We start from the raw sequence: 21,831 nt of genomic DNA, 5'->3' as shown, positions 1-21,831 counted from the left end.
TCAGCGGCCGGCGGCGGAACGGACCAGCGGCAGGGTGCGGTACGGGATCTGCTCGGCCAGGGCGATGATCGTCGAGGCGCGGGTGATGCCCTCGTAGGAGACGATCTGGTCGATCACCCGTTGCAGGTCGGTGTTCGAGCGGGCCACGATCCGGCAGAGCAGGTCGCTGGAGCCGGTGATGGTGTGCGCCTCCAGCACCTCGGGGATCGCTGTCAGGTGCGCGGCGACCGGGTCGTGCCCGTGCCGCTGGCTGATCTCCAGGGTGACGAAGCTGGTCACCGCGAACCCGATGGCCGCCGGTGAGATGTCCGGCCCGAACCCGGCGATCACCCCGCGCTCGACCAGCTTGTCCAGCCGGGCCTGGACGGTGCCCCGGGCCACGCCGAGCCGCCGGGAGCACTCCAGCACCCCGATCCGGGGCTCCTCGGCGAACAACTCGATCAACCGGGCGTCGAGGTCGTCCAGCTGTACACCCTGACCACCATTCATGGGTCAACACCCTACTGAATGCGCAACCTGACCAGCGTTCACGCTGACAGTTGCCCAGTGACGCCGGTCACCGCGATGCTCGGCGGAGGAACATCCGCACGGCGACGGCCCATGAGGCCGGCCGGTACGCAAGGGAGGCCACCATGACCCAGGCGATCGACCGACCCGCCCCGACCGAGGAGGTCGACGTCGACGCGCTCGTCGGCGCGGTCGACCACGACATCAGCCGTGACCCGTTCCCGGTCAAGGGACTCGACCACGTGCACTTCCTGGTGGGCAACGCCAAGCAGGCGGCGCACTACTACTCCACCGCGTTCGGCATGACCTGCGTCGCCTACCGGGGCCCGGAGCAGGGCTACCGCGACCACGCCCAGTACGTGCTGACCAGCGGGTCGGCCCGGTTCGTGCTGACCGGCGCGGTCCGCCCGGACGCCGAGGGCGCCGAGCACGTCGCGAAGCACAGCGACGGGGTCAGCGACATCGCGCTGGAGGTGCCGGACGTCGACGCCGCGTACGCGCACGCCACCGCGCAGGGCGCCACCGGCCTGGTCGAGCCGCACGACGTCAACGACGAGCACGGCACGGTCCGGATGGCCGCCATCGCCACCTACGGCGACACCCGGCACACCCTGGTCGACCGGTCCCGCTACACCGGCCCGTTCCTGCCCGGCTTCGTGGCCCGCGGGCCGATCGTGGACCGGCAGCCGATGATCGACGCCGGCGTCCAGCCGAAGCGCTTCTTCCAGGCCGTCGACCACATCGTCGGCAACGTCGAACTCGGCCGGATGGACGAGTGGGTGGAGTTCTACAAGCGCGTCATGGGCTTCTCGAACATGGCGGAGTTCATCGGCGACGACATCGCCACCGACTACTCGGCGCTGATGAGCAAGGTGGTCGCCAACGGCACCCGCAAGGTGAAGTTCCCGCTCAACGAGCCGGCGATCGCCCGCAAGAAGTCGCAGATCGACGAGTACCTGGAGTTCTACCAGGGCCCGGGCGCCCAGCACATCGCCGTCGCCACCAACGACATCCTGGCCAGCGTCGACGCGATGCGCGCCGCCGGCGTGGAGTTCCTGGACACCCCGGACTCCTACTACGACGACCCGGAGCTGCGCGCCCGGATCGGCCAGGTGCGGGTGCCGATCGAGGAGCTGAAGGCCCGCAAGATCCTGGTGGACCGGGACGAGGACGGCTACCTGCTCCAGATCTTCACCAAGCCGGTGCAGGACCGCCCGACCGTCTTCTTCGAGCTGATCGAGCGGCACGGCTCGCTCGGCTTCGGCAAGGGCAACTTCAAGGCGCTCTTCGAGGCCATCGAGCGGGAGCAGGAGAAGCGCGGCAACCTGTAACACTGTCGAGCGTGACGCAGCCTCCGACGTACCCGACGCCGCCGGCGGGTGGGCCCTCGCCCACCGCCGGCGGCTTCGCGCCGCCTTCCGGTCCCGCCACCCAGGGGTACCCGGTGCCGCCGCAGTTCACCCCGGCCGGCCACCCGCCGCCCGGGTGGGTCCCGCCGCCGGGTCACCTCGGGCCGCCCCGCCCGGCGCCGACGCTCACCCCCGCCGGGCAGCCGCTGGCCAGCTTCACCGACCGGCTGCTGGCCGCGCTGATCGACGCCGCGGTCTTCTACGGCGTCGGGGTCGTGCTCGCGGTGCCGGCACTGATCATCTTCTTCGCGGTCGTCCTGCCCGACCTCGTCCGGATCGCCCCGGACGGCACGGTCGCGCAGCCGGACCTGTGGCGCGACTTCGTCGTGCCGTTCCTCTGGATGGAACTCGCGATCGTCGCGATCTCGTTCGTCGTCGCCTACGTCTACTACGTCGAGATGATGTTCCGCAGCGGCCAGACCTACGGCAAGAAGGTCATGAAGCTGCGGGTCGTGCCGCTGGACCCGGCGCGGTCGCTGGACCGCCGGGCCGCCGTGCGGCGGTTCCTGGTGCAGCACGTCGGCGGCCTGGTCCCCGGCCTCGGCTACCTCGACGGGCTGTGGCAGCTGTGGGACAAGCCGTGGCAGCAGTGCCTGCACGACCGCTTCGCCCGCACGGTCGTCGTTAAGGTTGCTCCGTGAGCGCGAGGAGTGAGCCGGGCCTGCGAGCCCCGCAGTCGCGAACCGAGGCGGCACAGTGAGCGCGAGGAGTGAGCCGGGCCTGCGAGCCCCGCAGTCGCGAACCGAGGCGGCACAGTGAGCGCGAGGAGTGAGCCGGGCCTGCGAGCCCCGCAGTCGCGAACCGAGGCGGCACAGTGAGCGTGGCACCCGGCTGGTACGTCGACCCCGCCGACCCGGAGACCCGGCGGTACTGGGACGGCGAGGGGTGGATCGGCGCGCCGATCCCCGTCGACGCCGCCGTGCCCGAGGGGCCACCGCCGGCCGAACCGCCCCCGGCCCCCGCTCCGCCGCCGGTCCCGGCGACCCCGGTCACCGTGTCCGGCCCGCCGGTCGCCACACCGGGCGGGCCTCCCGGCGCGCCGCCCCCCGGACCGCTCTATCCGGGACAGACCTACCCCCATCCCGGCATGCCACCGGCCTGGCCGCCGGGGCAGTGGCCCGGCCGGCCGCCGGAGCCGCGCCCGCACGGGCTGCCGCTGGCCGGCTTCGGCTCCCGGCTGATCGCCCGGCTGATCGACTTCGGCGTCGTCTTCGCGCTGAACGCCGTGGTGAACGGCTGGTTCGTCTGGCGGCTGATCGAGGAGGTCACCCCGTACTGGCGGGAGGTGTGGCGGCGGGCGCTGGCCGGCGACACCTCGACCGAGGGGCTGCCGCAGCCGAGCGAGCAGGCCGGCGGGTTGCAGATCGTCATCCTGCTGATCGCCACCGCGCTCTGGCTCGCGTACGAGGTGCCGACGATGGCCTCCACCGGGCAGACCTTCGGCAAGCGGGTGATGGGCGTCAAGGTGCTGCCGCTGGCCGGCAACGAGCCGCTCGGCTTCGGCCGGGCGCTGCGCCGGTGGAACACCCTCGGCCTGCCCACCCTGCTCTGGTACTGCTGCGGCCTCGGCCTGCTGCTCCAGCTCCTCGACGCGCTCTCCCCGCTCTTCGACCACCCCCTGCGGCAGGCGCTGCACGACAAGCGGGCGCAGACCGTGGTGGTCCAGCTGCCCCGCACCCCCGCCCGCCCCACCCCGAACGACCGCACCAACCCCCCGGGAGACACCCCATGACCGAGACCGGACGCCAGCAGCCGGCGCTGCGGCTGACCCGCGCCGACCTGGACGCGCTGCCCAACTATGTTCCCGGCCGCAGCCCGGCCGACCTGGCCCGCGAGCTGGGGCTGCCCGAGGCGATCAAGCTGGCCAGCAACGAGGTGCCGTACGGGCCGCTGCCCGGCGTGGTGGAGGCGGTGACCGAGGCCGCCGCCGGGGTGCACCGCTACCCGGACATGGGCGTCGTCGCGCTCCGCGAGGCGCTGGCCGAGCGGTACGGCGTGGCCGCCGACCGGATCGCCACCGGCTGCGGGTCGGTGGCGCTGGCCGAGCACCTGGTCCGGGCCACCTGCCTGCCCGGCGACGAGCTGCTCTACGCGTGGCGTTCGTTCGAGGCGTACCCGATCATCGCGGCGACCAGCGGTGCGACCAGCGTGCGGGTGCCCAACGACGCCGGGCACGGGCACGACCTCGCGGCGATGGCCGCGGCGGTGACCGACCGGACCCGGATGATCCTGGTCTGCAACCCGAACAACCCCACCGGCACCGCCGTGCGCCGCGCGGAGCTGGACCGGTTCCTCGACGCGGTGCCGGACGACGTGCTGGTGGTCATCGACGAGGCGTACCGGGAGTTCGTCACCGACCCCGAGGTGCCCGACGGGCTGAGCTACCTCGACCGGCCGAACGTCGCGGTGCTGCGCACGCTGTCGAAGGCGTGGGGGCTGGCCGGCCTGCGGATCGGCTGGCTGGTGGCGCAGCCCGAGGTGGCGGCGGCCGTCCGCAAGGTCGTCACCCCCTTCTCCACCAGCATGGCCGCACAGGCCGGGGCGCTCGCCGCGCTGGCCCAGGCCGCCGAGGTGGAACGGCGCTGCGCCCTGGTGATCGCCGAGCGGGAGCGGGTCACCGAGGCGCTGCGCAAGCTGGTCCCGGACGTGCCGACCAGCCAGGCGAACTTCGTCTGGCTGCCGCTGGGCGACCGGGCGGTGGACTTCGGCAAGGCGTGCGAGGCGCGCGGGGTCATCGTCCGCCCGTTCCCGGGCGACGGGGTCCGGGTCACCATCGGCACCCCGGCCGAGAACGACGCCTTCCTGGCCGCCGCCGAGTCGGCGCTGGCCTGAGCCTGGGGCCGGTCCGGTCCGCCATCCCCCCGCGGACCGGACCGGACGTCTCAGGCGGCCGCCACCGGCTGCCGGAACCGGGCCCGCCGTCGGTACGCGTAGACCGCGAAGAGCGCCAGCACCAGCGCGGAGGTGACCAGCCCGCCGGTGAGCACCGGGTCGGACCGGTCCGCGGCGCTCGCCGCCGCGGGCGTCGCGCCGAAGGTCACCGTGCCGGTCGCGGTGCGCTTGGTCCAGCCGCTGGCCAGGGCGAGCTTCGCCGACCAGGGGCCGTCGGGCAGCCGCCGGTCCAGGGCGACCCGGACGGTGGTCCGGCCGCCCAGCGGGAGTGTCTTCGCCTCGGCCTTCACCGGCCCGGCCGACAGCCCACCCGGCCCCTCGGAGAGCCACAGCTCGCCGGCCAGGTCGAGCGCCCGCCGCCCGGTATTGCGCACCTCCGCGGTGACGAACGGGGTGCCGTCGGCCTCCCGGCCACCGGTGAGCGGGCCGACCTCGAAGCCGGACGGCGGCTCGCCGCCGGGGCCGACCGAGAGGTAGACCCGGATGCCGGCCCGGCCGACGTTGCGCACGTCCCGCCCGTCGACCCCGGGGACCTCGGCCCAGACCACCGCGTACCGCTCGCCGGCCTCGGCGTCGCGCGGCACGGCGATGGTGACCACCGCCTCGACCTCCTCGTCCGGGGCCAGTGCCTCCTCCGTCGGCGCGATGCCGATCCAACTGCTGAGCTCGTTCGCGGTGCGGTCCGGCGCGAACGCGAACCCCGCCCCGGTCACCTCGGCGGCAGCCGCGTAGAGGGCGACCCGCCGGTGCAGCTCCGAGGAGTTCTCCACGACGACCCGGCGCTTGATGGTGGTGCCGGGCTTGACGTGGTCCACGATGTACCGGTGCGCCCGGGTGTCGTCGCGCCGGTTGACCGGGGCGTCGAGCAGCCGGATGCCGACCGACGCGGCCGGGCCGGGCGGCGCCGACGGCGACCCGTCGCCCCGGGTCGGCTCGGCCCCGGGTGGGGCGGCGAGCGCCGGCGCGCGCCCCGCGGCGGTCGCCCCGGACGGTACGGCCCACGCCGGTGCCCCGGCCGTCACCAGGACGGTCACGGCCAGGGCGAGGGCGCTGCACCGGTCATGCCACCGAATGGGTGATCACCCCCGAGTAGGTGCCGCCCACCGCGGTGTCCGGGACGCTGATCCGCAGGTCCGGTGCCCAGCTCACGGAGTTGTTGCCGCTGCCCGAGGTCTTGGCGAAGGCGGTGCGGGGCTGGCTCAGGCTGACCGCGTCGGCCTGGGTGGGCTGGCCGGGTGCCAGGGTGCCGGTCCCGACGACGTTGGTCGCGGTGCCCGACCAGTACTCCACCAGGGCCGGCGAAATGGTCTCCTCGGGGGTGCCGCCGCCGGTGGTGAAGGAACTGGCCGACACCGTGACGGTCCAGGTGGCGCTGAGCGCGGCCCGGCTGTCGGTGACCGTGACCGTGCCGAGTTCCCCGGTGAGGACACCGCCGGAGAAGACGGAGCCGAGGTTCACCGACGCGGGCACGCTGATGTTCAGGTCGGCGGTGGCGACGGTGAAGGTGACGATGGTGTCACCGGTCGGTGCGGCGGCGGCCGGGGTCGCCAGGGCCACCACGGCGGCCGCGGCGGCGGTCAAGGCAAGAAGTGGCTTCTTCATGCGGCTGACGCTATTCCCCCAGATGTCGCTTTCCGTCGAATAAGGGGCGAATCACCCATCAGGCGACAGAGTGGGTGATCGTGCCGCGGTATGAGCCGGCCACGACGTCGGTCGGGATGGCGATCCGGACCGTCGGCGTCCAGGCCACCGTGTTGTTGCCGTTCCCGGCCGTCTTGCGGAACGCCTCCCGCGGCACGCCCAGGGTCACCGCCTGCGCGGCCGTCGACTGCCCCGGCACCAGCGTGCCGCCACCGGTGCTGCGGACCGCCGGGCCGGACCAGTACGAGATCCGCCCGTTGGAGATGGTCCGCTGGGCTCCCCCGGCGCCGGTGACGAAGACCGTGGCGGAGACCGTGGCGACCCAGACGTTCGGGTTCACCGGCCCGCGCGAGTCGCGTACCTCGACCGGGCCGAGCTGACGGGTCAGCGTACCGCCGGTGACACCGCCACCCAGGCTGACCGCGGCCGGCACGGTGATGTCGACCCCGACGGTCCGGGAGAGCTGGATCGTTCGCGGCGCCGGCGGCGCGGCGTCGGCCGGGGCGGGGGTGACCAGGATCAGGAACGCGCCGAACAGGGCTGCCAGGAGTCGCACAGTGGGACTATAAATAACTTATGTCCGTTTTGTCGAGCTGTCCGACCGGCGTGGCGGGTCAGGTCGCGGCGAGGATCACCGGCTCCGAGGTGAGGAAGTAGCGCTGGTCGTCCCCCTCCGGGTCGACCGGCTTCCGGAGCCGCTCGACGGCCACCCAGCGGCCCTCCGCGTACACCGAGCCGGGTGCCCAGCCGGTGCCGTCGGAGCCGGCGTTGAGCGGGAAGCGGGACAGCTGCGCGCCGGTCGCCGGATCGAGCGTCACCAGGTCGTTCGCCTCGGTCAGCAGGTGCACCCGTCCGGACTGCACAGCGATCAGCCGGCCCGGTCCGAGCTCGGGCCGGCGCCACAGCTCGGCGCCGGTGCGCGCCGACCGGCCGGTCAGCGCCCCGTCGGCCAGGGTGACCGCCTGCCCGCCGACCAGTACGGCGTCCGCCGGGTCGAGCGCGGGCGCGGCGACCGGCTCGCCGGGACCGAGCAGCCAGCCCCGACCGGCGCCGTCCCCCGGGCCGGCGGTCCGCAGCGCGGTGCACCCGGACCGACCGGTCCGGCAGCCCAGCGGCGTCACCACCAGGTCGGCGCCGGCCCCGGCCGGACGCCAGCGGCTGGCCACCGCGCCGGTGCCGGCGTCGGAGAACTCGACGGCGGCCGGCCCGGCACAGGCGTCCACGGTGACCAGGTGACCCGCCGCGGTGGCGCCCACGGTGTCCCGGCAGGTCGGGTCGACCTCGGCCGACCACAGTTCCCGACCGTCGGCCAGGCCGATGCCACGTACCGTGCCGTCACCCGAGCTGACCACCACCTCGCGGCCTTCGGCCGTGCGGGTCACCACCAGTCCCCGCGGTTCCCAGACCACGGCCGCCCCGGTCCGCCGCACCGTCCGGTCGCCCACCGGCTCGGGTCCGTCGGCCCGCCAGGCCACCCGGCCGGTCCGCGCGTCCAGCGCCACCAGCCGCCCGTCCGACCAGCGGCTGACCACGGTGGTCCCGCTCGCCACCACCCCGTCCAGCTCGGCCGGCCAGCGGCGGTACGACCAGAACGGGGTGGTCCGGTGCCGGCCGTCGGCCGGCCGGTCGGCGTAGACCTGCCGGTGGCCCGCGTACACCCGGAGCCGGCCGTCGACGATCAGCGGCGCGACGGGCAGCCGGCCGACCACCCCCACCGCCGGTGCGGGAGCCGGCGGGTAGTCAGCGCGGGCGACCGTACTGACCTCGGCGGGGGCGAGCACCCGGTAGACCGTCACGGCGACCGCGGCGAGCACGAGCAGCGCCGCGACAGCGATCACGATCCGCCGCCGGCCCTTCGCCAACCCCATGCCCGCACCTCCGCCCGGCACCCTACCCAGCGGAGCTGGTGGCGGCGTGGTCAGGTTGCCGGCCGGTGGCGGCCGGCGGCCGGCCTCCGGGCAGGGGTCAGGCGGCCTCGGCCGAGCCGGCGGTGGCCGTCGCGGCGGCGGCGAGATCGGCGAGATCCTGCCGCAGCGCCCCCTCCACCGCCCGGGCGGCCAGCCCGCCGAGGAGCAGCGCGACCACCCGGCCGTACGGCCTGGTCGGCGCCGACTCCTGCGCGACGGTGACCTCGGTGCAACCGCGCCCGCGCCGCTCGACCTCGCGGAGCGTCCAGGTGATCCGGTAGTCGACGCCGGCACCGGGCGAGTGGAGCACCAGCCGCCGGGGCGGTTCCGCCTCGACCACCACGAACTCCTCGACCAGCGCGCTGCCGCCGGGCTCGCGCCGCGTCTCGCGCCAGGCGGTGCCCGGCCCGAAGCCGCCGTCGGTGAGCAGCTCGATCGTGCCGGCGGCGCCGGTGCGGGCGGTGCGCAACCGCGGATCGGCCAGGAGGCGCCAGACGTCGACGGCGTGCGCCTCGATGAACTCGGTAACCGACACCGTCGACATGCCACCTCCCGTGGCCTCGACGGTACGCCGGGTGAGCGCGGAACGGGGGTTCCGGCGTGAAACTTTCACCACCCGAACCCGGCGGCCCCGGCGGCCCGGACCACGTCCGGGCCCGCGTCCGTGGTCGGTCACCGGTGCGGCCGGCCGGTGCGGCCCGGTCACCGGTGACCCCGCCGGCGGCCCGGCCGGCGTGGTCTCCCGATCCGCCGGCGGCGGGGTCAGGGCCGGAACTGACCGGCCCGGATCGCCGCCACGAACGCGGTCCATCCCGGCGGGCTCACCGCGAGTGTGGGCCCGGCCTGGTCCTTCGAGTCGCGCACCCCGACCACGCCGAGGACGCCGACCAGGTTGTCGGCCACCTCCACGCAGAGCCCCTGGTCGTTGGAGCGGCTGCTGGTGCGCCAGACCGCGCCCGCGAACTCGTTCATCGTCGTCATCTCCCTCGCGTCGATGGCACGCCGTGCCGCGCCGGACCGGGGCCGGAAGGGGGGCGCCGGCCCGGCCCGGCGCGGCACGGCGACGGAATCCGGGACGATCAACGCGACAGTGACGGGCCCCGGTCGCACACTCGGTGCGACCGGGGCCCGGGAAGATCGAAAGGGTCGGTCAGCGGGCCGGGAGGATGGTCCCGGTCACCTCGCCGAGCGCCACCGTGGTGCCGTCCGGGCCGGGCGCGGTGGCGCTGATCGTCACCGTGTCGCCGTCCTCCAGGAAGGTCCGGGTCTCGCCGCCGGCGAACTTCACCGGCTCCGCGCCGCCCCAGGTGAGTTCCAGGAACGAGCCGACCTGGTGCCGCTCCGGCCCGGAGACGGTGCCGGAGGCGTAGAGGTCGCCGGTACGCAGCGACGCGCCGTTGACGGTCAGGTGGGCCAGCTGCTGGGCCGGCGTCCAGTACATGGTGGCGAAGGGGGGCTCGCTGACCTGCTCGGAGTTCCAGCGCACGGCCAGCCGGAGGTCGAGCCCGAGGTGCGGCACGTTCCGCAGGTAGTCGGCGACCGGCGGGTCCTGGTCCGGCGCCGGCACGAACGCGTCGCCGAGCGCGTCCAGCGGGGTGACCCAGGCGGCGACGGAGGTGGCGAAGGACTTGCCCAGGAACGGGCCGAGCGGCTGGTACTCCCAGGCCTGGATGTCCCGGGCGGACCAGTCGTTGACCAGCACCACGCCGAAGACGTGGTCGGCGAAGTCGTCGACGCTCACCCGGCTGCCGAGCGGGCTCGGCACGCCCACCACGAAGCCGACCTCGGCCTCGATGTCCAGCCGCACCGACGGGCCGGCGACCGGCCCCTGCGGGGTGGCCCGCTGGCCGGTGGGGCGCACCACCGGGGTCCCGGAGACCACCACGGTGCCGGCCCGGCCGTGGTAGCCGATCGGCAGGTGCTTCCAGTTGGGCAGCAGCGGCGGCTGGCCGGGGCGGAAGATCTGCCCGACGTTGGCCGCGTGGTGCTCGGAGGAGTAGAAGTCGACGTAGTCGGCCACCTCGAACGGCAACCGCATCCGCACCTCGTCCAGCGGGACCAGCAGCGGCGCCACGTCCGGCCGGTGCGCGGCGTCGGTGAGCAGCTCGGTCACCCGCTGCCGGACCGCCGTCCACTGCGGACGGCCGAGCGCCATGAAGTCGTTGAGGGTGGGCCGGCCGAGCGCCCCGGCGGCCAGCACCAGACCGGCGGCCTCCGCACCGGCCAGGTCGAGCACGAAGTCCCCGATCCGTACGCCGATCCGCGGCTCGCGCTCGCCGTGGCGGAACACCCCGTACGGCAGGTTGTGCACCCCGTACGGCGACCCGTCGGCGCCCGTCACCCAGCTCATGCCTCGATCCCCCCGTTCACCAGCCCCAGCCGGATCAGATCGGTCAATGGTTCCAGGATGCTGCACGAGCCGAAGCCGATCCACAGCGGCCGCGTGGTGTCCAGCCGCGGCTCGGCCCACTGCACCAGCGGGCGCGGGTCGGCGGCGACGAGCAGCTCGGCGACCGCCTCCGTTCCGGCGCCGCCGGCGGCGGCCAGGGTGGCGGCCAGCACGTTGCCGAATCCGTGGTGGGTGAAGCCGGTCTCCGGTTCCAGGTGCCGGACCGCCTGGTGCAGCCCGGCGGTCAGCTTGAACGGCAACTGCCGGTCGCGGCAGGCGCAGATCACCGCGGCCAGCTCGGCCGGGGTGGGGAACAGCTCAGCGGCCAGCCCGCCGGTGCGGAACTTCGCGGCGATCGGCACCCCGTCGGCGCGGGCCGCGGCCAGCACGTCCAGCGCCCCCATCAGCCCGAAGGTCAACGGCAGCTCGGCGTAGACGTCGAAGTGGTCGGTGAGTCGACCCGCCGCCTCGCCGCCGGGCGTGGCGTCGTCGGCGGCCCGGCGGGCCAGCGCGACCAGCTCGGCCAGGCCGGGCAGCGGGTCCTCGCCGCGCTTGGCGACGGCCGCCTCGATCTGCCGGACCCGCAACCGCGGGTCGGCCTCGGCCCGCACCTTGTCGAGCTGGCCGATCGGCAGGTCGCCGATCACGCCGACGTCGAGCCGCTCGTCCGGCCCGAGCAGGCCGGCCAGCGCCGGCAGCTTCGTGGCCGGGACCAGGAGCGGGCCGACCAGGTCGGCGTACCAGGAGGCGCGGTGCCGCCGGTGCGCGGCGACGGCGTCGGGCAGCGACGCGCTGCCGGGCGGGAAGACGGCGGCATCGTCGACCAGGCCGTCGAGGAGCACGGGCACCTGCGTTGACACGAGACAAGAATGTACGGGACGCTACAAGGAACGGACAACAGCGTCCGATTATCGGACGCTCACCGGTGGTGAACGGGACGAATCCGGGAGGCGAGATGCCGTACTACCGCAGCGTCGGCGAGGTGCCGCGCAAGCGCCACACCCAGTTCCGGCAGCCCGACGGCAGCCTCTACGCCGAGGAGCTGATGGGTCAGGAGGGCTTCTCCTCCGACTCGTCCCTGCTCTACCACCGGCACGCGCCCACCGCGATCGTGGCCGCCGAGGAGTTCACCCCGCCGGCGTTCACCCGCACGCCCAACCTGCCGCTCAAGCCCCGGCACCTGCGCACCCACAAGCTCGACGGCGCCGGCGCCGACCCGGTGCTCGGCCGGCAGTACCTGCTGGCCAACGACGACGTCCGGATCGCGTACGTGCTGGCCGACCGGCCGTCCCCGCTGTTCCGGGACGCCACCGGCGACCACTGCCTCTACCTGGAGTCCGGCGCCCTGCGGGTGGAGTCCACGTTCGGCGTGCTCGACGCGGTGGCCGGCGACTACGTCATCATCCCCACCTCGACAGTGCACCGGCTGGTGCCGGCCGGCGACGAGCCGACCCGGCTGCTCGCCATCGAGGCGGCCGGCCACATCGGCCCGCCCAAGCGCTACCTCTCCGTGCGCGGCCAGTTCCTGGAGCACTCGCCCTACTGCGAGCGGGACGTCCGCGGGCCGGACGCGCCGCTGCTGGTCGACGGCGAGGAGGTGGAGGTGCTGGTCCGGCACCGTCGCGGGTGGACCCGCCACGTCTACGCCCACCACCCGTTCGACGTGGTCGGCTGGGACGGCCACATGTACCCGTGGGCGTTCTCCATCCACGACTTCGAGCCGATCACCGGCCGGATCCACCAGCCGCCGCCGGTGCACCAGACCTTCCAGGGCCCGAACTTCGTGATCTGCTCGTTCGTGCCCCGCAAGGTCGACTACCACCCGGACGCGATCCCGGTGCCGTACAACCACCACAACGTCGACTCCGACGAGATGCTCTTCTACACCGGCGGCAACTACGAGGCCCGGCGCGGCTCCGGCATCGAGCAGGGCTCGATCTCGCTGCACCCGTCCGGCTTCACCCACGGCCCGCAGCCGGGCGCCGCGGAGCGCTCGATCGGCGTCGACTACTTCGACGAGCTCGCGGTCATGGTCGACACCTTCCGCCCGCTCGACCTCTGCGACGCCGGCCAGTCCTGCGAGGACGACGGCTACGCCTGGACCTGGGCGCGCCGCGGCTGAGTCACTCCCGACCGGGCGCCCGCCGGCGTGATCGCGGCCGGACCACCGGGCCGCGACCACGCCGGCTGTGCTCACCGGCGGGCCGGGTGACGGACAGCGCCCGGCCCGCCGTCCGGCCCGGCGCTCAGCGCCGGCCCCGGTGGACCACGGCGCCGCGCCGGGGCTGGCCGTGCTGCCGTACCGCCCAGGGCCGGGGCTGGGCAGCGGGCAGCCGGCGGCGGTGCTCCGGGCGACGGTCCGGCTGTTCCGAGCCCGGCTTGCCGGTGCGGCCGGCGTCGGGGCCGGTCCGGACGGTCGCCGGTGCGGCGTCGAGCTGGGCTGCCGCGTACGCCTCGATGGTCAGCGGTGTCATGGGGCCTCCTCGGGTGCGGCTCGGGCGGGCGGATCGGATGGTCGGGTCAGGGGTCAAGCCCTGCTCCCTTCTGCTCGGGCGGCCAGGAGGTCAGGCGGCCAGGAGGTCGGCCAGCACCCGGGTCCGGGTGGGGTGGCGGAGCTTGGTCATCGCCTTGGCCTCGATCTGCCGGATGCGTTCCCGGGTCAGGCCGAGTGCCCGGCCGATCTGGTCCAGGGTGCGCGGTTCCGCGTCGGCGAGGCCGTACCGCTGGGCGACGACCGTCGCCTCCCGCTCGGTCAGCGCCGACAGCACGGTGTCCAGGTGGGAGCGCAGGGCGGCGGCGGCGACCTGGGCGGCGGGATCCGGCGCCTCGTCGGTGAGGAAGTCGCCGAGTTGTGCGCCGTCCTCGCCGATCGGGGTGTGCAGGGAGATCGGCTCCCGGTCGTACCGCAGCGCCTGCTCGACCTTCTCCGGCTTCAGGTCGAGCTCGGCCGCGATCCGCGCCGGGGTCGGCTCCTCCCCCAGGTCCCGGAGCAGGGCGCGACGGACGCGGTGCACCCGGTTGATCAGCTCGGCCATGTGCGCGGGCACCCGGATCGTCCGGCTCTGGTCGGCCAGCGCGCGGCCGAGCGCCTGCTTGATCCACCAGGTGGCGTAGGTGGAGAACTTCAGCCCACGCCGGTGGTCGAACTTCTCCACCGCGCGCATCATCCCGATGACCCCCTCCTGGACCAGGTCCGGCAGCGGCAGCCCGCCGTCGCGGACGTAGCGCCGGGCGATCGAGACGACCAGGCGGAGGTTGGCCTCGATCATGTGGTGCCGGGCGAGGCGGCCGTCGGCGGCCAGGCGCTCCCAGGCGGCCCGCTGGTCCGCGGCGAGCCCGTCCGGGGCGGCGTCCAGGCGGCGCTGGGCGAGTGCTCCGGCCTCGATCCGCGCGCCCAGCTCCACCTCCTGCTCGGCGGTGAGCAGCGGGGTCCGGCCGATCTCCTTGAGGTAGGCACCCACCGAATCGGTCACGGTCATGAGCGAACTCCCTTCGACGGCCGGGCGGCGCACCAGCGCCTGGATGCGGCCTAAACTTATGACCGACCTAGAAAGATGTCAACAACAAATTTAGGATGGATACATGTAAGCTGTCGTGATGACCGCACAGACGACCGGCCTGCGGGCCCTGAAGAAGCGCCAGACCAGGGAGAACATCTCCCATCAGGCGACCAGGCTGTTCCTGGAGCGCGGCTTCGACAACGTCACGATCGCCGAGATCGCGGCCGCCGCGCAGGTGGCCAAGATGACGGTGACCAACTACTTCCCCCGCAAGGAGGACCTCGCGCTCGACCTGCGCGACGCGTTCGTCGAAGGGCCGGTCACCACCGTCCGGGAACGCCGCCCGGGCGAGTCCGCACTGGCCGCGCTGCGCCGGGAGTACCTCGCCGCGGTGGCCGGGCACGACCCGGTCATCGGCTTCACCGGTCCGCAGTTCGCCCGCATGGTCACCGGCAGTCCCGCGCTGGTCGCCCGGCTGCGGGAGTTCCACGACGACCGGGAGCGGGCGCTGGCGCGCGTGCTCGCCGAGGAGACCGGCGCGCCCGCCGACGACCTGCGGCCGCGCGTCGCGGCCGTCCAACTGGGTGGCGTCCTACGGCTGCTGCTCGAGGAGACGCTACGGCTGACGCTGGCGGGTCACGGCAACGACGAGATCGCCCGGATCGTCACCGGGCACGTCCGCACCGCCTTCGCCGCCTTGGAGCCCGCCCTCGGCGACTACGCCGTCCGGCCCGCCGACTGACGGGTGCTCAGTACTGGGCGCGGCTGAAGACGGTCAACTCGGCAGCGGCGGCGATGGCGATGGCCAGGACCAGCGGCCACGGGGTGCCGACCAGGGCGTAGAGCAGGATCAGCAGGGGCGCCCCGGCGGCCGCGTACACGGCGAGCGCGAGCATCCGGTCGGAGCGCAGCAGGCTCGGCAGGATCGTCCGGGTCAGGCCGGGCAGCTTGGCGGCGAACCGCCACACCACCAGCGCGCCGCCGAGTGCCGCGAACGTCGCGGCCACCCGGGACAGTCCCTCGCCGCCCGGCGCCATGCAGGCGATCACCACGGCGGCGATCATCGTCCAGCCCGCGCCGTAGAGCACGAGCTGGCGTACCCCGGCGGAGATGGTCCGGCCGGAGTCCACCCGGCCCGGGCTCATCGCGGCGGCCTCGGCCAGGTGCTCCAGGGCGTCGCTCCAGCGCCGCTGCTCCAACCGGAGCACGCCGATGTCGTGGCGCGCCTCGGCCAGCTGCGGATCCAGCCGCAGCGCCTCCCGGTAGGCCCGCTCGGCCAGGTCGAACAGCTCCATGTTGGCGGCGACCAGGCCGAGCACCAGGTGCGCCTGCGGCTCCTCGGGGGCCAGCTCCACCCCGCGCCAGGCCGCGTTCAGCGCCAGCTGCCCGTTGCGCGAGCCGGCCAGGATCGCCGCCGCGTTCCGCTGGGCGTACGCGTCGTCGGGGCCGAGCGCCAGGATCTGGTCGGCGGTACGCGCCGACTCGGCGTACCGCTCCAGGTCGGCCAGGGCCATCCCGCGGGCGACCAGCGGCGGGACCGCGTTCGGGGCGGCGGCCACCGCGGCGTCGGCGGCGGTGAGCGCCTCGGCCGGCCGCTCGGCGGCCAGGTGCACCCGGGCGAGCATGGTGAGCGCCTCGGGGTTCTCCGGTTCCAGGGCGACCGCGTACGCGACCTCCGCGGCGGCCTCGTCGTAGCGGCCGAGTTCGGCGAGGAGCCGGGCGCGCTGGAGGTAGCCGTCGGCGGCGGACCGGTCGGAGGTGGCGTCGCTGGACATCGCGGCGAGCCTAGGCGTCCGGCGCCGGGTACACCAGGGCCACCGCGATCCCGGTGAGCCCCTCGCCCCGGCCCGGGAAGCCGAGCCCGTCGGTGGTGGCCGCGGAGACGCTGACCGGCGCGCCGACCGCCGCCGAGAGCACCTGCTCGGCCTCCGCCCGGCGCGGGCCGATCTTCGGCCGGTTGCCGACCACCTGCACCGACACGTTGCCGATGGCGAACCCGGCGGCGCGCACCCGGCGGGCGCTCTCGGTGAGCAGGGCGACGCCGGAGGCGCCGGCCCACTCCGGCTCGGCCACCCCGAAGTTCGAACCCAGGTCGCCGAGGCCGGCGGCGGAGAGCAGCGCGTTGCAGGCCGCGTGCGCGGCCACGTCGGCGTCCGAGTGGCCGGCCAGGCCGTCCTGGTCGGGCCAGAGCAGGCCGGCCACCCAGCACGGCCGGCCGGGCGCGAAGGCGTGCACGTCGGTGCCGACGGCCACCCGGGGAACGATCATGGACAGAGGGTACGCGTCAGCCGCCGGTGGCCAGCAGGTGCTCGGCCAGCGCCAGGTCGAACGGCCGGGTGATCTTCAGCGCGTACTCGGAGCCGGGGACGCAGCGCACCGGCACGCCCTGCTTCTCGACCAGGCCGGCGTCGTCGGTGAGCGGGTCGCCGGCGGCGGCGTGCGCGGCGGTCAGCACCGCCCGGCGGAAGCCCTGCGGAGTCTGCACCGCCCGCAGCGCGGAACGGTCGACGGTGCCGAGGACTACCTCGTCGGCGCCGACCTCCTTGACCGTGTCGACCACCGGGAGCACCGGGATCACCGCGTCGTGGCCGGCCCGGACCGCCGCCGCGACGGATTCCACCAGCTCGGGCGGGGTGAGCGCGCGTGCCGCGTCGTGCACCAGGACGATCTCGGGGCCGGCGGGCACCGCGGCCAGCGCGGCGGCCACCGACGCCTGCCGTTCCGCCCCGCCGGGTACCACGGTCACCGGGGCGATCGGGTCGAGCAGCGCGCGGACGGCGGCCACCTCGGCGGCCGGGGCGGCCACCACGATGGTGTGCACCGACGGCGCGGCGGCGAGCCGGCGGACCGCGTGCACCAGCAGCGGCTCCCCGGCGAGCGGACGCAGCGCCTTGGGCCGGCCGGGGCCGAGCCGTACGCCGGCACCGGCCGCAGGCACGAGGACCGCGACGTCACCGCGCGGATTGAGCTGCGCGGTCACGTCGCGGTCCTCGGTGGTTTCTTCGCTACGAATCGGGTACGACGATGCTGTGGGGACTAGGCCTCGGTGAGCACCTTGTCGAGCAGCGTCTCCGCCTCGTCCTTGGTGCTCTTCTCGGCCAGCGCGACCTCGCCGACGAGAATGTCGCGGGCCTTGGCGAGCATGCGCTTCTCACCCGCGGAAAGACCCCGCTCCCGCTCCCGGCGCCACAGGTCGCGGACGACCTCGGCGACCTTCAGCGGGTTGCCGGAGGCCAGCTTCTCCAGATTCGCCTTGTAACGCCGCGACCAGTTGGTCGGCTCCTCGGTGTGCGGAGCCCGGAGAACGTCGAAGACCTTGCCCAGGCCCTCTTCGCCGACCACCTCGCGCACACCCACGATCTCGGCGTTCTCAGCGGGTACCCGGACCGTCAGGTCACCCTGCGCGACCCTCAGGACGAGGTACTGCTTGGGCTCGCCCTTGATGACCCGAGTCTCGATTGCCTCGATGAGTGCGGCCCCGTGGTGGGGGTAAACAACGGTCTCGCCGACACTGAAAACCATAGGTTCGAAACCCCTTTCGCTGTGTCTAGGGTAACACGCTCAGGCACCGATGTCTCACCGCTGTCCTGACCGTTGGCGCAGCTCAGGGGCCCTGTGAGAGGTATTTCTTCAGCTTGACAGGCCGCCAAACCGATGGTTTGAACACGCTCCGTGACGTGTGGATGACGTCCCGGTACGAGTGACGCGAACGTCGAGATCAAGGGCTATGCGCTCGACTCATGGTATCCCGGTACGAGCCGGTGCGCCCAGGTGTAGCGGCAGGAGGCGGCGTGCGGGACGCTGGAGGGTGAGCCGCTGTCCGCTCCCGAGCCGTTCCAGGGGGTCCGATGGGCAAGCCTGACGCCGACGGCCCCGGACTGCCGGACCTGCCCCCCGAGTGGGGCCGGGTGGTCGTCCCGGACGACGCCTCCGCGCTGGCCGACGAGGCCGCCCGGATCCGCCGCGAGCTACGCCGGTCCGGCAGCGCCCGCCCGGCGCTCGCCTTCCCGCTGCTCGTCCTGCTGGTCGCGGTGCTCACCACGGTGGCCGGGCTGTTCGCGGTGACCTGGCCCCGGTCGTCCCGCACCGACGAGCCGACCGTCGTACCCCGACCGACGCCCGCCGAGCTGGCCGGCCGGCCGCTGCCGGCGCTGGACCTGGTCGACGCCGGGCAGTCGCCGGTGCCGCTGCGCGGCCTGCTGCCCGCGGTGATCGTCCTGGTGGACGGCTGCGTCTGCGCGGACCGGGTGGTCGAGGCCGCGGCCGCCGCGCCGGCCGGGGTCACCGTGGTCACCGTCACCGGGGGCCGCGCGGTGACCGCCACCCCGCCGCCCGGCCCGGGCGTCCGCCCGCTCGCCGACCCGGCCGGCGGGTTGCGCGCGTTCCTGCACCTGCCGGCCCGTCCCGGCGCCGCCACGGTGCTCCTGGTGGACCGCTCCGGCGTACTGGTGCGGGTGGTGCCGGAGGTCCGCTCGGTGGAGGACTACCGGGCCGACCTGGCCAGCCTCGCCCGCTGACCCGATCCGCCGCACCGACCGGCCCCGCCGGTCAGGGGCTCGCGGCCAGATCGCGCCTCGGCCCGGTCAGGGCACGGCGATCAGTCGCGCCTCGACCCGGACCGGCTCGGCCCCGGCGGCCGACAGGGTGACCCGCAGCGGCCCGCCCCGGCTGATCGCCTGGGTGGTGACCAGCGAGCCGTCGCAGCCGCTGGTCAACGGATCGCCGGCCCGCGCGCCGAGCACCGAGACCAGCAGCTCGCCCGGCCCGGTGCAGCGGAACTGGAGCACGTGGCGGGCGCCGTACTCGGTGGCGGTCTGCCGGGTGACCGGGCGCTGCGGGGTGACGGTGGCCCGCTCCCGCCAGATGAGGTCGTCCGGGCGGTCGAGCCAGCCGTCGTCGTCGTACCGCCAGAAGGGCTCGACGGCCCCGGGCTCGGGCTGCCGGTCCAGCCGCAGGGCGGCGCCGGTGACCGGGTCGACGCGGAAGGTCACGCTCCGGTCGCTGTCGCCGACCACCACCTCGGAACGGGGCGCCGGCGACGCGGCCGGCGCTGCCGGCACGGTGGACAGCGGCCCGGTGGCCGGCGCGTTCGCCCGCCACCACGCGCCACCGGCGACCAGCGCGGCGACCGCCAGGCCGGCCAGCACGCCGGTCCGCAACCGGTCACCGACCCCGGCCGGCGGGCGGTCGTCCGCGTCGGCGTCCATGCGGCGAGGGTAACCGTCGCCCGCCTGGTCCGTCGCGCTCAGTCCCGCCGTTCGAGCAGGGCGGCGTAGAGGGTCAGACCCGGCCCGAACGCCAGCATCAGCACCCGCTGTGGGGGTGCCGCCGCCCGGCGCAACCGGTCCAGGATCAGCAGGACGGTCGGGGACGAGCAGTTGCCGTGCTCGTCCAGGGTGGCCCGGGACGCGGCCAGCCCGGCCGGCGGCAGCGCCAGCTCCCGCTCCACCACGTTGAGGATGCGCGGACCACCGGGGTGCACCGCCCAGCCGTCCACCCCGGACAACGTCGCGCCGTGCCGGCCCAGCAGGTCGTCGACCAGGCCCCGGACGTGGGTGGAGAGCACCTGCGGCACCTTCGGGGAGAGCCCCATCCGGAAACCCGTGTCGGTGACGTCCCAGGTCATGTGGTCGGCGGTGGAGGTGTCGGTGACCGAGGTGACCTCGCGCACCGCGTACCCCCGGCCACCGGGCACGACCACCGCGGCGACCGCGGCGTCCGAGAAGAGCGCGTGCGAGACGATCTGCTGGGTGTCCACCCGGGCGCTGGAGGGTTGGATGTGCAGGCTGGTCAGCTCGGCGCAGAGCAGCAGCGCCGGCCGGCCGCGGGCGGTGACGAAGTCGCTCGCCGCGCCCAGCCCGGGCAGCGCGGCGTAGCAGCCCATGTGGCCGACGAACATCCGCTGGGTCTCCGGCGCCATGCCCAGGTCGCGGGCGAGCAGGATGTCCAGGCCCGGGGTGGCGTAGCCGGTACACGAGCAGACGATGAAGAGCCCGACGTCGCCGGCGGCGAGCCCGGCCGCGGTGAGCGCCCGCCCCACCGCCTCCTTGCCCAGCGGCAGCGCCTCCACCTGGTAGCGGCGCATCCGGCGCTCGGTGGGCCAGTCGGAGACGTCCTCCAGCAGCGGGTTGACCGCCGCCTGGCGGCGGGTCACCCCGGAGTGGGCGAAGATCCGCTCCGCCAGCGCCCGGGTGGTGCCGGAGAAGTGCCGGGAGAAGAACCCGGCCCACAGCTCGTCCTGCGCGGCGGACGGCGGGTGCGCCGTACCGAGACCCGCGATCACTGGTACGGCCACCATGCTCCACCTCTCGTCGTGATCCCCTGCACGTCCACCATGGCGCCCCCGGTCCAGGGTGCGCGCCGCCGCGGTGAACTCCTCGTGTTCACCAACGAGGCGCCGAGCCGTCCCGGTCCGGGTCGCCGCCCAACGCCGCGATACCGAGCCAGTCGGCGCACACGTCGGAGGTGGCCGGGTGCAGTGACCCGCAGCGCGCGTCCCGGTAGAGCCGCTCCAGCGGGTGGCCCCGCCGGGTGGCCGAGGTGCCGGCCGCCTCCAGCATGGACGCCGCGACGTCGGCGGCGGTCGTGCCGGCCAGCAGCTTGGCCCGCCACACCCAGCGGTTGGTCTCCGCGTCGCCCGGCGCCTCGTCCACCCGGCGGGCCGCCTCCTCGACCACCAGTTGGGCCGCCGCCACCGCCGCGTCGGCCCGGCCGAGCCGGGCGCGGACCGCGGGCAGGCCGGCCAGGTTGCGCGCGTTGAGGTGCTCGGCGGCCGCGTCGACCGCCGCCCGGGCCACCCCGACGTAGACTGCGGCGTAGCTGGCCACCAGCCAGTGCGGCATCAGCTGGGCGACCACCAGGGCCAGCCCCTCCACCCCGCCGAGCAGCCGGTCGGCCGGCACGGTGACGTCCAGGTGCAGGTCGTGCGAGGCGGTCGCGCGCATGCCGAGCGAGTCCCAGCTCGGCTCGACGGTCAGGCCGTCGCCGGCCGGCACCAGGAACTGGGAGACCACCGACTGGTCGGCGACGCTGCGCGCGGCCACCAGGTAGCCGTCGGCGTGCCCCGCGCCGGAGCAGAAGGTCTTGCTGCCCTTGATCCGGTAGCCGCCGTCGACCGGCTCGTAGACCGTGGCGAGCTGGGAGAGGCGGGCACCGGCGCCCCGCTCGCTCATCGCCACCGCGTACCAGGAACCCTCGGCGGCGGCGGCGAGCAGCCGGTCACGGGCCGCCAGCGCCTCGTCCGGCACGCCGAGCGCCGTGGCCAGCTCCTCGGTGACCGCGCCGAGCGCGCCGGTGACCGAGGCGTGCATGTTGAACACCAGGGCGGTGGCACCGTTGCCCCGGGCCAGCTCGGTGGCGACCGCGGCGTACTCGGCGAAGGTGGCCCCCAGCCCGCCCAGCTCGCGGGGGACCATCAGGCCGAGCAGCCCGGCCTCCCGCAGGTCGTGGAAGTCGGCGACCGGGAACGAGCCGTCCCGGTCGTGCTCCCCCGCCCGAGCGGCGAACCGCGGCGCCAACCGCCCCGCCGCCTCCAGCGCGTGCAGCGTCATACCCGCCCCCTCCTCGGTCCAGTCCTTACCCCCGCG

The 21,831-nt window shown here is 74.7% G+C and carries 25 protein-coding genes; 7 read left to right on the top strand and 18 right to left on the bottom strand.

Annotated features, from left to right (window positions below; genetic code table 11):
• The gene (locus Q3W71_RS18990) at window positions 1-489 is read right to left on the bottom strand and encodes an Lrp/AsnC family transcriptional regulator (RefSeq protein ID WP_302920683.1); all 489 of its coding nucleotides are present in this window, start codon (window positions 487-489) and stop codon (window positions 1-3) included.
• Window positions 490-632: 143 nt separating this feature from the next.
• Between Q3W71_RS18990 and hppD the strand changes: the two genes are divergently transcribed.
• From hppD to hisC, 4 genes are all read left to right on the top strand, one after another.
• The gene (gene hppD / locus Q3W71_RS18985) at window positions 633-1,838 is read left to right on the top strand and encodes a 4-hydroxyphenylpyruvate dioxygenase (RefSeq protein ID WP_302920682.1); all 1,206 of its coding nucleotides are present in this window, start codon (window positions 633-635) and stop codon (window positions 1,836-1,838) included.
• Window positions 1,839-1,849: 11 nt separating this feature from the next.
• Window positions 1,850-2,557 (top strand): RDD family protein, encoded by a 708-nt coding sequence (locus Q3W71_RS18980; protein WP_302920681.1) that lies wholly within the window; start codon window positions 1,850-1,852, stop codon window positions 2,555-2,557.
• Window positions 2,558-2,730: 173 nt separating this feature from the next.
• Window positions 2,731-3,648 (top strand): RDD family protein, encoded by a 918-nt coding sequence (locus Q3W71_RS18975; protein WP_302920680.1) that lies wholly within the window; start codon window positions 2,731-2,733, stop codon window positions 3,646-3,648.
• Window positions 3,645-4,748 (top strand): histidinol-phosphate transaminase, encoded by a 1,104-nt coding sequence (gene hisC, locus Q3W71_RS18970; RefSeq protein WP_302920679.1) that lies wholly within the window; start codon window positions 3,645-3,647, stop codon window positions 4,746-4,748. The genes Q3W71_RS18975 and hisC overlap by 4 nt, the downstream gene beginning before the upstream one ends.
• 50 nt (window positions 4,749-4,798) lie before the next feature.
• Here hisC and Q3W71_RS18965 read toward each other — a convergent pair whose 3' ends face one another.
• The 8 genes from Q3W71_RS18965 to Q3W71_RS18930 all read right to left on the bottom strand — a co-directional run bounded on the left by Q3W71_RS18965 (window position 4,799) and on the right by Q3W71_RS18930 (window position 11,605).
• Window positions 4,799-5,842, bottom strand: a complete 1,044-nt coding sequence (locus Q3W71_RS18965) for a hypothetical protein (RefSeq protein ID WP_302920678.1) — start codon at window positions 5,840-5,842, stop codon at window positions 4,799-4,801.
• Between the two features lie 25 nt (window positions 5,843-5,867).
• Window positions 5,868-6,410 (bottom strand): hypothetical protein, encoded by a 543-nt coding sequence (locus Q3W71_RS18960; protein WP_302920677.1) that lies wholly within the window; start codon window positions 6,408-6,410, stop codon window positions 5,868-5,870.
• 58 nt (window positions 6,411-6,468) lie between these two features.
• The gene (locus Q3W71_RS18955; protein WP_302920676.1) at window positions 6,469-7,005 is read right to left on the bottom strand and encodes a hypothetical protein; all 537 of its coding nucleotides are present in this window, start codon (window positions 7,003-7,005) and stop codon (window positions 6,469-6,471) included.
• 58 nt (window positions 7,006-7,063) lie between these two features.
• Window positions 7,064-8,317 carry a PQQ-binding-like beta-propeller repeat protein gene (locus tag Q3W71_RS18950; RefSeq protein WP_302920675.1) on the bottom strand — a complete coding sequence of 418 codons (1,254 nt, stop codon included), beginning with the start codon at window positions 8,315-8,317 and terminating at the stop codon, window positions 7,064-7,066.
• A gap of 97 nt (window positions 8,318-8,414) precedes the next feature.
• Window positions 8,415-8,900 carry an SRPBCC family protein gene (locus Q3W71_RS18945; RefSeq protein WP_302920674.1) on the bottom strand — a complete coding sequence of 162 codons (486 nt, stop codon included), beginning with the start codon at window positions 8,898-8,900 and terminating at the stop codon, window positions 8,415-8,417.
• Between the two features lie 218 nt (window positions 8,901-9,118).
• Window positions 9,119-9,328 (bottom strand): DUF397 domain-containing protein, encoded by a 210-nt coding sequence (locus Q3W71_RS18940; protein ID WP_109903188.1) that lies wholly within the window; start codon window positions 9,326-9,328, stop codon window positions 9,119-9,121.
• A gap of 178 nt (window positions 9,329-9,506) precedes the next feature.
• Window positions 9,507-10,706 carry a fumarylacetoacetase gene (gene fahA, locus Q3W71_RS18935; RefSeq protein WP_302920673.1) on the bottom strand — a complete coding sequence of 400 codons (1,200 nt, stop codon included), beginning with the start codon at window positions 10,704-10,706 and terminating at the stop codon, window positions 9,507-9,509.
• Complete coding sequence (locus Q3W71_RS18930; protein WP_302920672.1) at window positions 10,703-11,605, bottom strand: hypothetical protein; 903 nt, start codon at window positions 11,603-11,605, stop codon at window positions 10,703-10,705. The genes fahA and Q3W71_RS18930 overlap by 4 nt, the downstream gene beginning before the upstream one ends.
• Window positions 11,606-11,700: 95 nt before the next feature.
• Here Q3W71_RS18930 and Q3W71_RS18925 point away from each other — a divergent pair, with 95 nt between their 5' ends.
• Window positions 11,701-12,867: a homogentisate 1,2-dioxygenase gene (locus tag Q3W71_RS18925; protein ID WP_302920671.1), complete on the top strand. Its 1,167-nt coding sequence runs from the start codon at window positions 11,701-11,703 to the stop codon at window positions 12,865-12,867.
• Between the two features lie 124 nt (window positions 12,868-12,991).
• Here Q3W71_RS18925 and Q3W71_RS18920 read toward each other — a convergent pair whose 3' ends face one another.
• A complete protein-coding gene (locus Q3W71_RS18920) occupies window positions 12,992-13,219 on the bottom strand; it encodes a hypothetical protein (RefSeq protein WP_302920670.1) in 228 nt (75 codons plus the stop codon).
• Between the two features lie 90 nt (window positions 13,220-13,309).
• A complete protein-coding gene (locus tag Q3W71_RS18915; RefSeq protein ID WP_302920669.1) occupies window positions 13,310-14,224 on the bottom strand; it encodes a sigma-70 family RNA polymerase sigma factor in 915 nt (304 codons plus the stop codon).
• A gap of 118 nt (window positions 14,225-14,342) precedes the next feature.
• Here Q3W71_RS18915 and Q3W71_RS18910 point away from each other — a divergent pair, with 118 nt between their 5' ends.
• Window positions 14,343-14,987, top strand: a complete 645-nt coding sequence (locus tag Q3W71_RS18910) for a TetR/AcrR family transcriptional regulator (protein WP_302920668.1) — start codon at window positions 14,343-14,345, stop codon at window positions 14,985-14,987.
• A gap of 7 nt (window positions 14,988-14,994) precedes the next feature.
• Here the strand turns inward: Q3W71_RS18910 and Q3W71_RS18905 are convergent, their stop codons facing one another.
• The 4 genes from Q3W71_RS18905 to Q3W71_RS18890 are packed head-to-tail and all read right to left on the bottom strand — an operon-like array spanning window position 14,995 to window position 17,767.
• Window positions 14,995-16,020 (bottom strand): tetratricopeptide repeat protein, encoded by a 1,026-nt coding sequence (locus Q3W71_RS18905; RefSeq protein ID WP_302920667.1) that lies wholly within the window; start codon window positions 16,018-16,020, stop codon window positions 14,995-14,997.
• A 10-nt stretch (window positions 16,021-16,030) separates the two neighbouring features.
• Window positions 16,031-16,513 (bottom strand): 2-C-methyl-D-erythritol 2,4-cyclodiphosphate synthase, encoded by a 483-nt coding sequence (gene ispF, locus Q3W71_RS18900; RefSeq protein WP_302920666.1) that lies wholly within the window; start codon window positions 16,511-16,513, stop codon window positions 16,031-16,033.
• A gap of 16 nt (window positions 16,514-16,529) precedes the next feature.
• A complete protein-coding gene (gene ispD, locus Q3W71_RS18895) occupies window positions 16,530-17,225 on the bottom strand; it encodes a 2-C-methyl-D-erythritol 4-phosphate cytidylyltransferase (protein WP_302920665.1) in 696 nt (231 codons plus the stop codon).
• A gap of 56 nt (window positions 17,226-17,281) precedes the next feature.
• A complete protein-coding gene (locus tag Q3W71_RS18890) occupies window positions 17,282-17,767 on the bottom strand; it encodes a CarD family transcriptional regulator (RefSeq protein WP_007073334.1) in 486 nt (161 codons plus the stop codon).
• Between the two features lie 326 nt (window positions 17,768-18,093).
• Between Q3W71_RS18890 and Q3W71_RS18885 the strand changes: the two genes are divergently transcribed.
• Window positions 18,094-18,762, top strand: a complete 669-nt coding sequence (locus tag Q3W71_RS18885; protein WP_302920663.1) for a hypothetical protein — start codon at window positions 18,094-18,096, stop codon at window positions 18,760-18,762.
• Between the two features lie 66 nt (window positions 18,763-18,828).
• Here Q3W71_RS18885 and Q3W71_RS18880 read toward each other — a convergent pair whose 3' ends face one another.
• The 3 genes from Q3W71_RS18880 to Q3W71_RS18870 form a co-directional block, all read right to left on the bottom strand.
• Window positions 18,829-19,452 carry a hypothetical protein gene (locus Q3W71_RS18880; protein ID WP_302920661.1) on the bottom strand — a complete coding sequence of 208 codons (624 nt, stop codon included), beginning with the start codon at window positions 19,450-19,452 and terminating at the stop codon, window positions 18,829-18,831.
• Window positions 19,453-19,490: 38 nt separating this feature from the next.
• Window positions 19,491-20,543 (bottom strand): type III polyketide synthase, encoded by a 1,053-nt coding sequence (locus Q3W71_RS18875; RefSeq protein ID WP_302920660.1) that lies wholly within the window; start codon window positions 20,541-20,543, stop codon window positions 19,491-19,493.
• An 85-nt stretch (window positions 20,544-20,628) separates the two neighbouring features.
• Complete coding sequence (locus tag Q3W71_RS18870) at window positions 20,629-21,795, bottom strand: acyl-CoA dehydrogenase family protein (RefSeq protein ID WP_302920659.1); 1,167 nt, start codon at window positions 21,793-21,795, stop codon at window positions 20,629-20,631.
• Window positions 21,796-21,831 lie beyond the last annotated feature (36 nt).

The sequence above is a fragment of the Micromonospora sp. C28SCA-DRY-2 genome (assembly GCF_030519475.1).
Taxonomy (GTDB): Bacteria; Actinomycetota; Actinomycetes; order Mycobacteriales; family Micromonosporaceae; genus Micromonospora.
This window is presented reverse-complemented; position numbering and strand designations above follow the sequence as displayed.

What these genes read in the sequence shown, in the direction of transcription:
- Q3W71_RS18890 (WP_007073334.1), bottom strand. Translation starts at nt 17,767, where the DNA reads ATGGTTTTCAGTGTCGGCGAGACCGTTGTTTACCCCCACCACGGGGCC.
- Q3W71_RS18960 (WP_302920677.1), bottom strand. Translation starts at nt 6,410, where the DNA reads ATGAAGAAGCCACTTCTTGCCTTGACCGCCGCCGCGGCCGCCGTGGTG.
- Q3W71_RS18905 (WP_302920667.1), bottom strand. Translation starts at nt 16,020, where the DNA reads ATGTCCAGCGACGCCACCTCCGACCGGTCCGCCGCCGACGGCTACCTC.
- hppD (WP_302920682.1), top strand. Translation starts at nt 633, where the DNA reads ATGACCCAGGCGATCGACCGACCCGCCCCGACCGAGGAGGTCGACGTC.
- Q3W71_RS18915 (WP_302920669.1), bottom strand. Translation starts at nt 14,224, where the DNA reads ATGACCGTGACCGATTCGGTGGGTGCCTACCTCAAGGAGATCGGCCGG.
- Q3W71_RS18990 (WP_302920683.1), bottom strand. Translation starts at nt 489, where the DNA reads ATGAATGGTGGTCAGGGTGTACAGCTGGACGACCTCGACGCCCGGTTG.
- fahA (WP_302920673.1), bottom strand. Translation starts at nt 10,706, where the DNA reads ATGAGCTGGGTGACGGGCGCCGACGGGTCGCCGTACGGGGTGCACAAC.
- Q3W71_RS18940 (WP_109903188.1), bottom strand. Translation starts at nt 9,328, where the DNA reads ATGAACGAGTTCGCGGGCGCGGTCTGGCGCACCAGCAGCCGCTCCAAC.
- Q3W71_RS18945 (WP_302920674.1), bottom strand. Translation starts at nt 8,900, where the DNA reads ATGTCGACGGTGTCGGTTACCGAGTTCATCGAGGCGCACGCCGTCGAC.
- Q3W71_RS18925 (WP_302920671.1), top strand. Translation starts at nt 11,701, where the DNA reads ATGCCGTACTACCGCAGCGTCGGCGAGGTGCCGCGCAAGCGCCACACC.
- Q3W71_RS18880 (WP_302920661.1), bottom strand. Translation starts at nt 19,452, where the DNA reads ATGGACGCCGACGCGGACGACCGCCCGCCGGCCGGGGTCGGTGACCGG.
- ispF (WP_302920666.1), bottom strand. Translation starts at nt 16,513, where the DNA reads ATGATCGTTCCCCGGGTGGCCGTCGGCACCGACGTGCACGCCTTCGCG.
- Q3W71_RS18920 (WP_302920670.1), bottom strand. Translation starts at nt 13,219, where the DNA reads ATGACACCGCTGACCATCGAGGCGTACGCGGCAGCCCAGCTCGACGCC.
- Q3W71_RS18885 (WP_302920663.1), top strand. Translation starts at nt 18,094, where the DNA reads ATGGGCAAGCCTGACGCCGACGGCCCCGGACTGCCGGACCTGCCCCCC.
- Q3W71_RS18950 (WP_302920675.1), bottom strand. Translation starts at nt 8,317, where the DNA reads ATGGGGTTGGCGAAGGGCCGGCGGCGGATCGTGATCGCTGTCGCGGCG.
- Q3W71_RS18870 (WP_302920659.1), bottom strand. Translation starts at nt 21,795, where the DNA reads ATGACGCTGCACGCGCTGGAGGCGGCGGGGCGGTTGGCGCCGCGGTTC.
- Q3W71_RS18910 (WP_302920668.1), top strand. Translation starts at nt 14,343, where the DNA reads ATGACCGCACAGACGACCGGCCTGCGGGCCCTGAAGAAGCGCCAGACC.
- Q3W71_RS18875 (WP_302920660.1), bottom strand. Translation starts at nt 20,543, where the DNA reads ATGGTGGCCGTACCAGTGATCGCGGGTCTCGGTACGGCGCACCCGCCG.
- hisC (WP_302920679.1), top strand. Translation starts at nt 3,645, where the DNA reads ATGACCGAGACCGGACGCCAGCAGCCGGCGCTGCGGCTGACCCGCGCC.